At 39.3% G+C, this 13,072-nt stretch carries 13 protein-coding genes; all 13 read right to left on the bottom strand.

The genetic code is table 11. From position 1 onward, the window contains the following. Positions 1 to 27: 27 nt before the first annotated feature. The 13 genes from hisF to AACZ88_RS17340 all read right to left on the bottom strand — a co-directional run bounded on the left by hisF (position 28) and on the right by AACZ88_RS17340 (position 13,067). Entirely contained in the window at positions 28 to 786 is a 759-nt protein-coding gene (hisF, locus tag AACZ88_RS17400) for an imidazole glycerol phosphate synthase subunit HisF (RefSeq protein WP_339712923.1), read from the bottom strand. A 7-nt stretch (positions 787 to 793) separates the two neighbouring features. After that, a complete protein-coding gene (gene hisA / locus AACZ88_RS17395; protein ID WP_339712920.1) occupies positions 794 to 1,522 on the bottom strand; it encodes a 1-(5-phosphoribosyl)-5-[(5-phosphoribosylamino)methylideneamino]imidazole-4-carboxamide isomerase in 729 nt (242 codons plus the stop codon). Between the two features lie 135 nt (positions 1,523 to 1,657). Continuing rightward, complete coding sequence (gene hisH, locus AACZ88_RS17390) at positions 1,658 to 2,239, bottom strand: imidazole glycerol phosphate synthase subunit HisH (protein WP_339712917.1); 582 nt, start codon at positions 2,237 to 2,239, stop codon at positions 1,658 to 1,660. Then, complete coding sequence (gene hisB, locus AACZ88_RS17385) at positions 2,240 to 3,376, bottom strand: bifunctional histidinol-phosphatase/imidazoleglycerol-phosphate dehydratase HisB (RefSeq protein ID WP_339712915.1); 1,137 nt, start codon at positions 3,374 to 3,376, stop codon at positions 2,240 to 2,242. An 85-nt stretch (positions 3,377 to 3,461) separates the two neighbouring features. Next, positions 3,462 to 4,517 carry a histidinol-phosphate transaminase gene (gene hisC, locus AACZ88_RS17380; protein ID WP_339712913.1) on the bottom strand — a complete coding sequence of 352 codons (1,056 nt, stop codon included), beginning with the start codon at positions 4,515 to 4,517 and terminating at the stop codon, positions 3,462 to 3,464. A 42-nt stretch (positions 4,518 to 4,559) separates the two neighbouring features. After that, on the bottom strand, positions 4,560 to 5,843 hold the full coding sequence (gene hisD / locus AACZ88_RS17375) for a histidinol dehydrogenase (RefSeq protein ID WP_339712911.1): 1,284 nt from the start codon (positions 5,841 to 5,843) through the stop codon (positions 4,560 to 4,562). A gap of 5 nt (positions 5,844 to 5,848) precedes the next feature. Next, complete coding sequence (locus tag AACZ88_RS17370) at positions 5,849 to 6,268, bottom strand: GNAT family N-acetyltransferase (protein ID WP_339712909.1); 420 nt, start codon at positions 6,266 to 6,268, stop codon at positions 5,849 to 5,851. Further along, complete coding sequence (gene hisG / locus AACZ88_RS17365; protein WP_339712906.1) at positions 6,268 to 7,125, bottom strand: ATP phosphoribosyltransferase; 858 nt, start codon at positions 7,123 to 7,125, stop codon at positions 6,268 to 6,270. The genes AACZ88_RS17370 and hisG overlap by 1 nt, the downstream gene beginning before the upstream one ends. A gap of 224 nt (positions 7,126 to 7,349) precedes the next feature. Next, positions 7,350 to 8,165: a prohibitin family protein gene (locus AACZ88_RS17360; protein ID WP_339712903.1), complete on the bottom strand. Its 816-nt coding sequence runs from the start codon at positions 8,163 to 8,165 to the stop codon at positions 7,350 to 7,352. A gap of 16 nt (positions 8,166 to 8,181) precedes the next feature. Further along, on the bottom strand, positions 8,182 to 10,206 hold the full coding sequence (locus AACZ88_RS17355) for a VWA domain-containing protein (protein ID WP_339712900.1): 2,025 nt from the start codon (positions 10,204 to 10,206) through the stop codon (positions 8,182 to 8,184). A gap of 105 nt (positions 10,207 to 10,311) precedes the next feature. Next, the gene (gene fabG, locus AACZ88_RS17350; RefSeq protein WP_339712897.1) at positions 10,312 to 11,058 is read right to left on the bottom strand and encodes a 3-oxoacyl-[acyl-carrier-protein] reductase; all 747 of its coding nucleotides are present in this window, start codon (positions 11,056 to 11,058) and stop codon (positions 10,312 to 10,314) included. 130 nt (positions 11,059 to 11,188) lie between these two features. Beyond that, positions 11,189 to 12,061: a succinate--CoA ligase subunit alpha gene (gene sucD, locus AACZ88_RS17345; protein ID WP_339712894.1), complete on the bottom strand. Its 873-nt coding sequence runs from the start codon at positions 12,059 to 12,061 to the stop codon at positions 11,189 to 11,191. A gap of 73 nt (positions 12,062 to 12,134) precedes the next feature. Continuing rightward, entirely contained in the window at positions 12,135 to 13,067 is a 933-nt protein-coding gene (locus AACZ88_RS17340; protein ID WP_339712892.1) for a UDP-3-O-(3-hydroxymyristoyl)glucosamine N-acyltransferase, read from the bottom strand. Between the last annotated feature and the right edge of the window lie 5 nt (positions 13,068 to 13,072).

Below are 13,072 nucleotides of genomic sequence, written 5' to 3'. Positions count from 1 at the left end.
CAAACCATCAACCAACCCCGTTCCATGCTATTGTAATCTGACTGGAATTCCGTTTTCCTGTATTTCTTTTTTTAAATCTTTAATCTCTATTTCCTTAAAATGGAAAACACTGGCTGCAAGGGCGGCATCAGCCTTTCCCTTTGTAAAAGTATCTACAAAATGTTGCATGTTTCCCGCCCCGCCAGAGGCAATAATGGGAATGTTCAACTCGGTCGACAATCTGGCCAAGGCATCATTTGCAAACCCATCTTTGGTACCGTCATGGTCCATTGAGGTAAACAAAATCTCCCCTGCACCCCGTTCTTCAACTTCTTTCGCCCAATCAAATAAATTAAGTTCCGTTGGGACCTTCCCTCCTACCAAATGTACTTTCCATTCGCCATCAATTTGTTTCGCATCTATGGCTACGACAATACATTGTGATCCAAATTTGGCCACCAAATCATTAATCAACTGCGGATTTTTAACGGCTGAAGAATTGATAGAGACTTTGTCGGCTCCATTATGTAACAGAATATCGACATCTTCCACGGAAGAAATGCCACCGCCTACGGTAAAAGGTATATTTACTTTCTCAGCGACATGATAGACCAATTCGGCCAAGGTCTTACGCTTCTGTTCTGTAGCCGATATATCAAGAAATACAAGTTCGTCGGCACCGGCCTTACTATAAATTTCCGCTAGTTCTACAGGGTCGCCAGCATCTCTGAGGTCTACAAAGTTAACCCCCTTAACTGTACGACCGTCTTTAATATCCAAACAGGGAATTATTCGTTTTGCAAGCATTCTTTTCTTATTGATTTAATATAAAATTTTCCAATTGTTTTAATTGGATACGATTTTCATAAATCGCCTTACCGATAATGGTACCCTCACAGCCTATTTCCCGCAATCTTGGAAGTTCGTCAAAAGCCGATATACCACCACTAGCTATTAGTTTTAAGGAAGGGTCACATTGCGATAGTATTTTCTCATACAATTCAAAGGAGGGCCCCTCTAACATGCCATCTTTACTTATGTCAGTGCAAATAACATAAACGATTCCCTCGGCTTGATACGATTTTATAAAGGGAATCAATTCTTCTTGGGATTCTTCTTGCCAACCAGAGACCGCGATTTTCTCATCCATGGCATCGGCGCCCAATATGATTTTATCGGCCCCATATTTACTTATCCATTGGGTAAACGTATCTCTGTTTTTTACGGCTATACTACCGCCGGTGATTTGTTGAGCACCGCTTTCAAAAGCAATGCGCAAATCATCATCTGTTTTCAAACCGCCACCAAAATCAATTCTTAGGGCCGTGTTGGTTGCAATTCGCTCCAATACCTTGTGGTTTACGATATGTTTCGACTTGGCACCATCTAAGTCGACCAAATGTAAATGTTGTATGCCATGGGCTTCAAATTGCTTGGCAACTTCCAACGGATTTTCATTATATATTTTTTTGGTATCATAGTCCCCCTTCGAAAGTCGAACACATTTACCGTCTATGATATCTATTGCTGGTATAATTCTCATAATTAAAAATTAGAAGTACGAAATTAGAAATGCTAAATCTACTTGACTACCCTTTTTGATTTAATGGTTACTTTTTGTTTGGCGGCAATCATAGAAGCTACGGTTATCATCAAGAGTTCATTAGCTTCCTATTCATCACAATTTCAAAAAGTTCTTTAAAATGTTCTCTCCTACCACACTGCTCTTTTCCGGATGGAACTGAGTTCCGTAAAAATTATCCTTTCCTAGTGCAGCACTATACATCAAATCGTACTCCGATTCGGCTATCGTCTCATTACATAACGGGGCATAAAAACTATGCACGAGGTAGATGTGTTCCTTCGCCGCAATGTTCGTAAAAAGATCGGATTTTAGGTTGGAAATTTGGTTCCATCCGATTTGCGGAACCTTAACCCTTTCTGAGAATCGCAGAACATCGACATCAAAAATTCCCAAACCTTTCGTATCACCCTCTTCAGATGAATTACACATCAACTGCATACCGAGACATATGCCCAGAACGGGTTGTTTTAATTCAGGTATCACCTTATCCAAACCACTGGCTACTAGTTTTTTCATCGCACTGCTCGCCTCACCGACACCTGGAAATATCACTTTATCAGCCTGTTGAATTTCTGAAGTATTATGGCTCAAGACAGCATCGTGACCCAATCGCTTGATAGCAAATTTTATGCTCTGAATATTTCCTGCGCCATAATTTACAATTACAATTTTCATTTATAGCACACCTTTAGTTGATGGCAAGACCATCTTTTCAACGTCACGTTTCACCCCCATTTTGATCGACTTTGCAAAAGCCTTGAAAATGGCCTCGATTTTATGGTGTTCATTGGTGCCCTCTGCCTTGATATTAAGGTTTGCCTTTGCTCCATCTGTAAAAGACTTAAAAAAATGATAAAACATTTCAGTCGGCATGTCCCCTACTTTTTCACGTTTAAAATCGGCATCCCATACCAACCAATTTCGTCCTCCAAAATCAATGGCTACCTGAGCCAGACAATCATCCATAGGTAAACAGAAGCCATAACGTTCAATCCCTAGTTTATTTCCCAAGGCAATGTGAAAAACTTCTCCCAACGCAATAGCAGTGTCTTCAATGGTATGGTGTTCGTCAACTTCAAGGTCACCATCTACTTTTATATCAATATCCATCTGACCATGACGGGCCAATTGATCCAACATGTGGTCAAAAAACGCCAAACCCGTTTCAATTTTACTTTTTCCCGTACCATCAAGGTTGATTTTGATGAAAATATCGGTTTCATTCGTTTTTCTACGAATCTCAGAAGTGCGATCATTCAACTTTAAAAATTCATAAATCTTTTCCCAATCATTGCTTTCCAATGCAATAACATCGTTAAGAGCTTCACGCTTAACCGTTATCTCACCTGTTCCCAAATCGGTGTTATCATTAATAAAAATACCTCTTCCTCCCAAGTTCTTGGCCAACTCCACATCGGTTAATCGGTCACCGATCACAAAGGAATTCTTCAAATCATAATCTTCAGAGAAATATTCGGTCAATAAACCGGTGCCGGGTTTGCGCGTATCGGCATTTTCATGAGGGAAAGTACGGTCTAAAAAGACCTTATCAAACACAACCCCCTCATTTTCAAATGATTTTAAAATAAAATTATGAACGGGCCAGAAGGTTTCTTCAGGAAAAATATCGGTACCCAAACCATCTTGATTCGTAATCATCACCAATTCATAATCAAGCTCTTTGGCTATTTTTCCTAAATAAGTAAATGCCTTGGGGTAGAAAATCATTTTATCGAATGCATCGATTTGTTCATCTTCCGTTTCTTTAATGATGGTTCCATCCCTATCAATGAAAAGTACTTTTTTTGCCATATTCGATTCTCCTGAATTTGATAGAGCCCCTCGGTTTTTAAGCCAATATTAATGCTCTAATACGATTTATACTATTTATTCTTTTTTATTCTTTGCTTAGCATTCTAAGCACTGCAATCAATTGTTCGTTCTCTTCTTTGGTTCCTATCGTAAAACGCAACGTATTTTCACATAAAGGCTGTGTTGTTCTATTTCGAACGACAATACCCTTTGAAAGTAGTTCTTGATAACGCGTGTCGGCGTTATCAACCTTTGCCAAAACAAAATTAGCATCTGAGGCGTAAACTTTCTCGATGAAGCTTATTTCCTTTAAAACTTTTAGCAATTCCTTTTTCCCTGCCAAGATATCGCCAACTTCTTTTTCGACCAAATCAAGAGCCTTCACCCGTTCGAACGCTTTTTGTTGCGTGAGTTCATTAACATTATATGGCGGCTTTATTTTATTGACCACATTAATAATTTCCGAGGAAGCGACACAAATTCCTAATCGAATACCAGCCATTCCATACGCTTTTGAGAGCGTTTGGGTAACGATCAAATTAGGGTATTCCGCAAGCCTTGTTGTCCAACTCGTATCACTCGAAAAGTCAATGTATGCTTCATCGATTACAACCAACCCTTGGAAACATTCAAGTAACTCCTTAATGATATCCGACGAAAAGCTATTCCCAGTGGGATTGTTCGGAGAACAAAGAAATATCATCTTTGTATGTATATCCACTTGTTGCAGAATGGCATCAACATCGGGTTGAAAATCCGGGGTCAGTAAAACTTCCCGGTTTTCGATGTTGTTAATAGCTGATAACACCTTGTACATACCATATGTAGGAGGTAATGAAATAACATTATCTTCCTTTGGCTCGCAAAACGCCCGGAACAATAGGTCTAAAACTTCATCACTACCATTGCCGAGCAATATATGCTGTGGTTCAACGCCTTTTTGTGCTGCCAAAACAGCTTTGAGACCCCGCTGTTGCGGATCGGGGTACCGATTGACCCCATTCTCGTATGGATTCTCATTGGCGTCTAAAAACACCATTTTAGAGCCATCGGAAATATATTCATCGCGCGCAGAGGAATAAGGTTTTAATCCTTTTACATTTTCCCTGACGAAGTTATTTATACTAAATTCTTTTTTCACGTTGTAGCGTAAGTTCTATAGACCGGCAATACGATCTCTTTATTATTTTAATTTTTTTAAACGTAAGGTGACCGCATTTTTATGCGCCTGCAACCCTTCGGCCTCGGCCATTACCTCTATCGTATTTCCAATGCCCCTCATGCCCTCCTCGGAAATCTTCTGAAAGGTGATACTTTTCATGAAACTATCTAAATTAACACCACTATATTGCTTGGCATATCCGTTTGTCGGCAGGGTATGATTTGTTCCCGAGGCATAATCGCCAGCACTTTCGGGCGTATAATTCCCTATAAAAACTGATCCGGCATTTGCTATATTATCTACAAAAAAATTTTCATTGCTCACGCATATAATAAAATGCTCCGGACCATATTCATTGATCAAGTGCAACGCCGTTTCATCATCTTCCACAAAGATAAGCTTGCTGTTGGCAATTGCCTTTTCCGCAATTTCTTTTCTGGGTAACAGGGAAATCTGGGAGGCTACCGCTTTCTCAACTTCGGCCATTATCATTTCTGATGTCGTCACCAAAATAACCTGGCTATCGATACCATGCTCCGCTTGACTTAAAAGATCCGACGCCACAAACGAAGCATTTGCCGAATCATCTGCCACTACCAGTAATTCACTCGGGCCCGCGGGCATATCGATAGCAACCCCGTGTTTGGTCGAAATTTGTTTGGCTACGGTTACATATTGGTTACCAGGGCCGAATATTTTATAAACTTTCGGAATACTTTCGGTACCAAAAGTCATGGCAGCAATCGCTTGAATACCTCCTACTTTAAAAATCTGGGTTACCCCACATAAACTTGCAGTGTAGAGAATTGCAGGGTTGATTTTACCCTCTTTATTGGGAGGGGAACACAATATAACTTCATTACATCCGGCAATTTCTGCCGGTACGGCCAACATCAAAATAGTCGAAAACAAGGGAGCCGTACCCCCAGGAATATATAATCCTACCTTTTGTATAGGACGCTTTTCTTGCCAGCATTTGACCCCTTTGGCCGTTTCAACTTCTATTCGTTCCGTTTTTTGTGCACTATGAAATTTCTCGATATTCTGTTTTGCCTCCTGAATGGCCAACATCAATTCTGGTGACACCAAATTCTTTGCTTCATCGATTTCAGCATTTGAAACCCATTGGTTTTTTAAAACCGCGCCATCAAATTGCCGTGTATATTTTTCCACTACGGCATCTCCTCCATTTTTAACTTCCTCAAAAATAACATTCACGGTTGCCTCAATATCGGCTACCGTTTGCGTAGGTCGTTTCAGTAAAGCTTCCCAATCAGCTTTTTCAGGATTGTATATTTTGTTCATTCTCTTTAAAATTTCTTCTGAAAGTGATACCCTATTGCCGTATAACCATGTTGTTCCCAAAATCGCCTTCCCGCTTCGTTATCAACATAACAATTCAATTCGGAAGCCTCACAGTTGATGCTTTTGGCATACTCAAAAATCCAATTCATCATCAATTTCCCAACTCCCCTTCCTTGGTACTCGGGAATAATATAGACATTGTCAGGCTCAATATGCTTGCCTACATAATACTTGGTTAAAACCCACAACCCAGAAATACCGATCAGCTTTTGTGCATCATATACCCCTACACATTGATACCCTTGTAAAACCATTTGGGCCAAACGCTTTTTTAATATTGTTTTTGATATCTGCGGATTTAAGCCCTGTAATAAAGGAATTATATCATCTATTACTGCTGTATCTATGAGTTTTATATCATACATTATAAGACCATTTTCTCAATTGGACAAACTAAAATCCCTTCTGCTCCCGCTTGCTTTAGCTCACTGATAACCTCCCAAAATTTATCCTTGTTGATTACCGTATGTACCGAGCTCCAGCCTTCTTCGGCCAATGGCAAAACTGTTGGGCTTCGCATGCCCGGTAATAAGGAAATGATGGCATCAAGTTTATCGTTTGGGGCATTTAACAGCACATATTTTGATGCCCTAGCTCTTAAAACGGATTGTATTCGGAATTGCAATTTTTCTAGGAGAAGGGTTGCTTTTTCGGATATCTTGGGAGAAACCGCCAACACCGCCTCACTCTTAAGCATCACTTCAACTTCTTTCAAATTGTTTTTGAACAAAGTACTACCGCTGGAAACAATGTCACAGATAGCGTCTGCCAATCCGATATTAGGGGCTATTTCCACCGACCCGTTGATAATATGCAAATCTGCATTTACACCATTTTTATCAAGATACATATTCACGGTGTTCGGATACGATGTAGCGATACGCTTACCTTCAAAGTCTTTTACCGAGCTATAATCGGCATCTTTTGGAATCGCCAAGGATACCTTGCATTTCGAAAACCCAAGTTTTTCGGCAATTGAAATATCCCCTCCTTTTTCAATAAGTACATTCTCGCCAATAATGGCAATATCAACCACCCCATCACGAAGGTACTGGGGAATATCACCATTTCTTAAGTAAAAAACTTCTATGGGAAAATTTCTCGACGATGCCTTTAACTGATCTTTACCATTATCAATTGATATGCCACAGTCTTTTAATATCTGTAGTGAATCTTCATTTAGTCTACCCGACTTCTGTATTGCTATTCTTATTTTGGTCATTTTACATTCAATTAAATAGGGTTCAATATCGATTTTCGCTTTTTTACCAGTAATTTCTTGAAACAAAAAACCCGTTTGATTTCTCAAACGGGTCGTAAATATGTTGTAACACTACAATACATTTCTACCTCGCTTGAGAGCAAGTATAAAAATGATGATGTACGTTGTTATTTTTCATTACGAGTGTAAAATTAAAACTAATTTTTAATCGACCAAATTTTATTTTAATTATTGCCCAAAATCAACGGTAGGCCCGATTCGCCACCTCCTACGATTACAACCTTGCTATTGGGCGACTTTGAAAGTTCTAGCGTAGCATCAATACCCTTATCCTGTAAAATTTTATCATTTAAGGAAGCGCTTAAAATTTGATTGGCATCAGCCTTACCCTGCGCTTCGATACGCACTTTTTGAGCCTCTTTTTCAGCAGTAACCAAGCGAAACTCATATTCTAAAGATTCTTGCTCTTGTCTTAACTTTCGCTCAATGGCTTCTTTAATCGTTGGTGGCAGGGTTACATCTCGAACCAAAATTTCATTCAATTGAATATATTGTCCTGATACTATTTTTTCAGTCTCGTCAAAAATCTCCTGCTGAATAGCGTCTCTCTTGCTTGAATACAATTGTTCTGGTGTATAACGCCCAACTACTGACCGGGCAGCCGACCTTATTGTTGGCAATAAAACCCTCTGAATATAATCTTGTCCTTTTTCTTGGTGTAGTTTGCCTAAATCACTGCGTATAGGTTCAAACCAAGCCGATGCTTCCAATTTGATATCCAAACCATTACTAGATAAGACGTTCATTTGCTCAAGCACTTCTTGCTGTCTAACTTCATAAACAGTTACCCTATTCCAAGGAGCTACGAGATGAAATCCTTCACCCATTGGAGGTTCATCGGTTACTACACCTCCACCAAACGTTTTATATAAAACACCCGCCTGACCCGAGTCTATGGTTACGGTAGATTTAGAAAGTAAAATAAAAAGTATAATTATTCCGACCACTACTGGTACTGCAATTCTTGGTAATTTATCCATTATATATCTATTGTTTTTAGATTAATCCATTATATTTTCGAATCGTCCATTCCAAAGCTAACGCCGTTGCGATTAGCGCCAATAAAAATCGAAAATCAATCAAAGATACGATATTTTCCTTGCCTTTTTGGGTGGGCACAAACCGCTCATCACTACTCATATTTTGAATCAACGAATCTATATGGGCCGGAAAATAAACCGCACCCTCAGAATCTTTTGAGAGTTGGTTCAATTTCATATAGTTACTCGACGAAAACTGCTTTTCTACATCAAAATCCATGATGGTGAAGTTTCCTGATTTTGATTGATTTTTATTTTCCACGGATACTTTAAAACTATAATTGCCCACTGGTAAACTACCTAGGTCAACTTCATAAAATCCCCCTTTAAGCAATAGCGGAAATTCACGATCAATTATATTGTCTTCATTTGTAACATTTATCGAAATATCTGCATTTCCATCAAAAACAAAGGCTTCATCGAAATAGGTGGCAGAAATTTTAACATCGTTACTGCCTTGATAGATGGCATTGTAGTCTACATTCAATCGACTCTTTGATTTTGATGAGGACAGATACAATATAAGCTTGCCGATAAAATCATCAAAATTTTTAAAATCACGGTTATTTCGATAACTCTGTACGCGCCATTTCCAAAGGTTTTCTCCAAAAAGCACGGCCTCTCGTCTATTGTTTCCTTCTAAAATAGCGAACAACGGACTAGACATATCCACTCCCTTTATTTGCATTTTTAAGAGTGTCGTATGCTCTCCTTCTAGACCAATGGGGCCCGCACTACTTTCAAGCGGTGGAAAATCTTCTAAAGAAAAATCGGAGATATCAAACTTAGAAAAAGCTTCGTTCTTAACTGAAAATACTTCTTGAACCGGATAATTATCCTCAATTCGAAACCGTTTTTGTATCGTGTTCAAAAAATTAAAATCTGTCTTGGTTCCCGTTATAGTAATCACACCGGTGTTCTTTTTTTCGATATAATCATAAACAGGTGCAAAAGCCCGATTTGGTTGATACAAAACAAAAAGATCAACATTGTCTACCTCTTTGATTGTCTCGCTTGGTTTTTTAATATTAACTGAACGTTGTTCGTTCGATTCGATGGCTTTTTTTAAAGTCCCTATGTCAGGATGTAATACATCTGAAACAATTGTAATATTCGTTTTTTCATCAATGACCTCTACAATAGCATTCTTGGCATTATTAGCTGTATTTCGCTCACTTTCTAAAGGGTTTATAGTCACCTGAATATTTTTAGTTCCAACGGAAGCTGCATTTAAAAGCACATTGACTACGCTGTTGCCATTACCTTTGGAGAAGTCGATTGTTTCACGATGCACATTGCTGCCATTGATGGAAATACTCAGCGAACTACGGTTGCCCGGCCCATTGTACGTGACATGAACCTCAAGCGGAAATTTGTTTTTTAAAAATGCATATCGGTTCGCATTTATTTGGCCGATGCCTAAATCTTCGTATTTCGTGGTGTCGCCGACTACGACAGAATACACAGGAAGTTTGAGGTGTGTTCCTGAAAACTCATAATTTTCACCTAAGGTCTGGTTGCCATCGGTCAAGAGTATGGCAGCCGCCTTCGAAGTAGCATAAATATCGTTTGTAGCCGAAAGTGCTCTACCAATATCGGTATTGGTTTCCCGAAAGGACAGACTATCCATTTCACTTAAATTGGAACCAAATTGATAGTATTTAACATTGAACCGCTCTTTGATTTGAGCATCGGACCCAATTTTATTTAAAATAGCGTTTATGATGTCATGGAATGGGGCTACGGAAGTAGAGTTATCGGTTAGCACGACCAAATTGACCTTCTCCAAGGTATAATCGAACTTTGAGAATTTAGGATTGATAAGGAGCAAAAGCAAACCAAAAATTGCTATGAAACGTAGAAATGAGAGCAAAAGAGATAATCTCCCATTTTTCTTCGACCGATAATAGTATTGTAAAAATACAATGGCCAAGGCCGCTATGGCTGCTAAAAGAATCCACAATAAAGTTACGACCTGCATCCGCTATTTATCTCTCTTCTCGAAATCTTCCTTCTTATTCTGCTTTCCAATCATTATCCCTACTATTTTACGCGCACAGAATACTCCATTTTAAGTATTTACGCCTTAAGTCAACATACCCCCGTCAACATTCAAAACCTGACCTGTAACATAAGCCGAAAGATCGGAAGCAAAGAAAAGGCAAGCATTCGCAATATCTTCTGGGGTACCTCCTCTTTTCAATGGAATGGCCTCTCGCCAACCCTGAACCGTTTTTTCATCTAATTTACCTGTCATTTCTGTTTCTATAAATCCGGGTGCAATGGCATTACATCGTATATTTCTTGAACCCAATTCAAGCGCTACCGATTTCGTAAAACCTATCATTCCGGCTTTTGATGCCGCATAGTTGGTCTGACCTGCATTTCCCTTGACACCGACCACGCTGCTCATATTGATAATAGAACCTTTGCGTTGCTTTAGAAGGGTACGCTGAACGGCCTTGGTCATATTAAAAATTGATTTAAGGTTAATTTCGATTACGGTATCAAAATCTTCCTCAGACATACGCATCAGCAAATTGTCTTTTGTAATCCCGGCATTATTGATAAGCACATCGATACCCCCAAAATCGGCCAAGATTTCGGCTACTAATTTTTCCGATTCGGCAAAACTAGCGGCATTACTTTTATAAGCTTTTGCCTTAACGCCCTTCTGCACCAAAGCCTTCTCCAATTCTAGAGCTGGTTTTTCACTGGAGCTATAAGTAAAAGCTACATTGGCACCGTGATCGGCAAATATTTCAGCAATTCCCCTGCCTATTCCTCTACTTGCTCCCGTGATGATTACGTTCTTGTCTTCTAAAATTTTCATTCTTAATGTAATTTGCTTAGTCGTTTATCAAATATAAGTTTTGTTTCACATAAAGGCGAAAAAAAATCCCGCGATAAACGGGATTTATTCCTATAACACCTTTTAAGACATTGTATTTCCGAAAGGTAAATTAACGCATTACTTCTTTCACTTTTAAACCTATTTCTGCAGGAGAATCTACAACATTGATTCCACATTCCGTCATAATACGCTTCTTTGCCTGAGCGGTATCATCACTACCACCTACTATAGCGCCTGCGTGCCCCATGGTTCTACCTGCAGGTGCGGTTTCCCCAGCGATAAATCCTACGATAGGTTTTTTACTACCACTTTCTTTATACCATTTTGCCGCATCAGCTTCCAACTGTCCTCCAATTTCACCGATCATGACTACACACTCTGTCTCGGGATCATTTATCAACAATTCTACCGCTTCTTTGGTCGTAGTTCCAATAATGGGGTCACCACCAATACCAATTGCCGTTGTTATACCCAGACCTTGTCGCACCACTTGATCAGCTGCTTCATACGTAAGTGTTCCTGATTTTGAAACGATTCCGACATTTCCTTTTTTAAATACAAAGCCGGGCATAATACCAACTTTGGCCTCTTCAGGAGTTATAACTCCAGGGCAATTGGGACCGACCAACCTACAATCCCTATCTTTTATATAAGCTGCCGCTTTTACCATATCTGCCACAGGAATGCCCTCCGTTATGGTGATAATCACTTTTATACCCGCATTGGCGGCTTCCATAATGGCGTCAGCCGCAAAAGCCGGAGGTACAAATATAATAGAGGTATCGGCGCCAACTTTTTCTACAGCTTCGGCCACGGTATTAAAAACGGGCCTGCCCAGATGTTCTTGTCCTCCTTTTCCAGGGGTCACGCCACCAACAACATTGGTACCATATTCAATCATTTGTTCGGCATGAAAGGTTCCTTCGCTACCTGTAAAGCCTTGGACAATTATTTTGGAGTTTTTGTTGACTAGAACGCTCATTTTATTTATTGTTTATTTATAACTGCACAAAAATATAGGTTTGCCTTGAATTCCGAAGCAATCTTTGCTTAATTTATTCATCCAATCTTTTTAAAATGGAAGGAATCTTTTTAACATAGGCCAATTGTTTCAATTTTTCTCGGGATTCTTCTATCGGTGTTCCGAAATAGCTTTTCCCTCCAGGAACCGATTTTGTAACCCCTGTTTGCCCCATAATAACGGCCTTTTTTCCAATAGTGATGCCACTATTAGTTCCTACTTGACCCCATAGGGTCACTTCATCTTCTATGATTACACAGCCGGCAATTCCCGTCTGCGATGCAATTAGACATTTTTCACCAATAACGGTATCATGGCCTACGTGCACCTGATTATCTAGCTTCGTCCCTTTTTTAATACGAGTATCTCCCGTTACCCCTTTATCTATAGAACAAAGCGCTCCTATTTCCACATTATCTTCCAGTACAACACGGCCACCCGATTTCAATTTATCTAAGCCTTCAGGTCTATTCTTATAATAAAACGCATCGGAACCCAATACCGAACCCGAATGAATGATTACATTATTACCGATTACACAGTTATCGTAAATGGAGACATTGGAGTGAATAAGACATCCGCTACCTATTTTTACATTATTGCCAATAAATGTATTTGGTTGAATTACTGTACCTTCTCCTATACTAGCTGAAGTAGAAATTAAATTGTTAGATTTTTCAAAAGGCTTGAAAAATTGGGTCAATACATTAAAATCACGAAAAGGATCGTCTGAAATTAGCAGTGCTTTTTTCTCAGGGCAATCGACTTGCTTATTAATTAAAACAACGGTAGCCTTGCTTTGTAATGCCTTATCATAATATTTGGGATGATCTACGAAAACAATATCACCCGATTCGACCACATGAATCTCGTTCATACCCAAAACCGGGAAATCATCTTCACCTACATACTCAGAGCCAATAATCGTGGCAATTTGTCTTAAAGTATGCGGATTCGGAAATTTCATAACAA

It is taken from the genome of uncultured Kriegella sp. (assembly GCF_963975415.1).
In the GTDB taxonomy this organism is placed as follows: Bacteria; Bacteroidota; Bacteroidia; order Flavobacteriales; family Flavobacteriaceae; genus Kriegella.
This window is presented reverse-complemented; position numbering and strand designations above follow the sequence as displayed.

Coding starts and splice junctions, on each gene's coding strand:
- AACZ88_RS17370 (WP_339712909.1), bottom strand. CDS start 6,268: ATGTATGATATAAAACTCATAGATACAGCAGTAATAGATGATATAATT.
- sucD (WP_339712894.1), bottom strand. CDS start 12,061: ATGAGCGTTCTAGTCAACAAAAACTCCAAAATAATTGTCCAAGGCTTT.
- hisB (WP_339712915.1), bottom strand. CDS start 3,376: ATGGCAAAAAAAGTACTTTTCATTGATAGGGATGGAACCATCATTAAA.
- AACZ88_RS17355 (WP_339712900.1), bottom strand. CDS start 10,206: ATGCAGGTCGTAACTTTATTGTGGATTCTTTTAGCAGCCATAGCGGCC.
- hisG (WP_339712906.1), bottom strand. CDS start 7,125: ATGACCAAAATAAGAATAGCAATACAGAAGTCGGGTAGACTAAATGAA.
- hisF (WP_339712923.1), bottom strand. CDS start 786: ATGCTTGCAAAACGAATAATTCCCTGTTTGGATATTAAAGACGGTCGT.
- AACZ88_RS17360 (WP_339712903.1), bottom strand. CDS start 8,165: ATGGATAAATTACCAAGAATTGCAGTACCAGTAGTGGTCGGAATAATT.
- hisD (WP_339712911.1), bottom strand. CDS start 5,843: ATGAACAAAATATACAATCCTGAAAAAGCTGATTGGGAAGCTTTACTG.
- hisA (WP_339712920.1), bottom strand. CDS start 1,522: ATGAGAATTATACCAGCAATAGATATCATAGACGGTAAATGTGTTCGA.
- fabG (WP_339712897.1), bottom strand. CDS start 11,058: ATGAAAATTTTAGAAGACAAGAACGTAATCATCACGGGAGCAAGTAGA.
- hisH (WP_339712917.1), bottom strand. CDS start 2,239: ATGAAAATTGTAATTGTAAATTATGGCGCAGGAAATATTCAGAGCATA.
- AACZ88_RS17340 (WP_339712892.1), bottom strand. CDS start 13,067: ATGAAATTTCCGAATCCGCATACTTTAAGACAAATTGCCACGATTATT.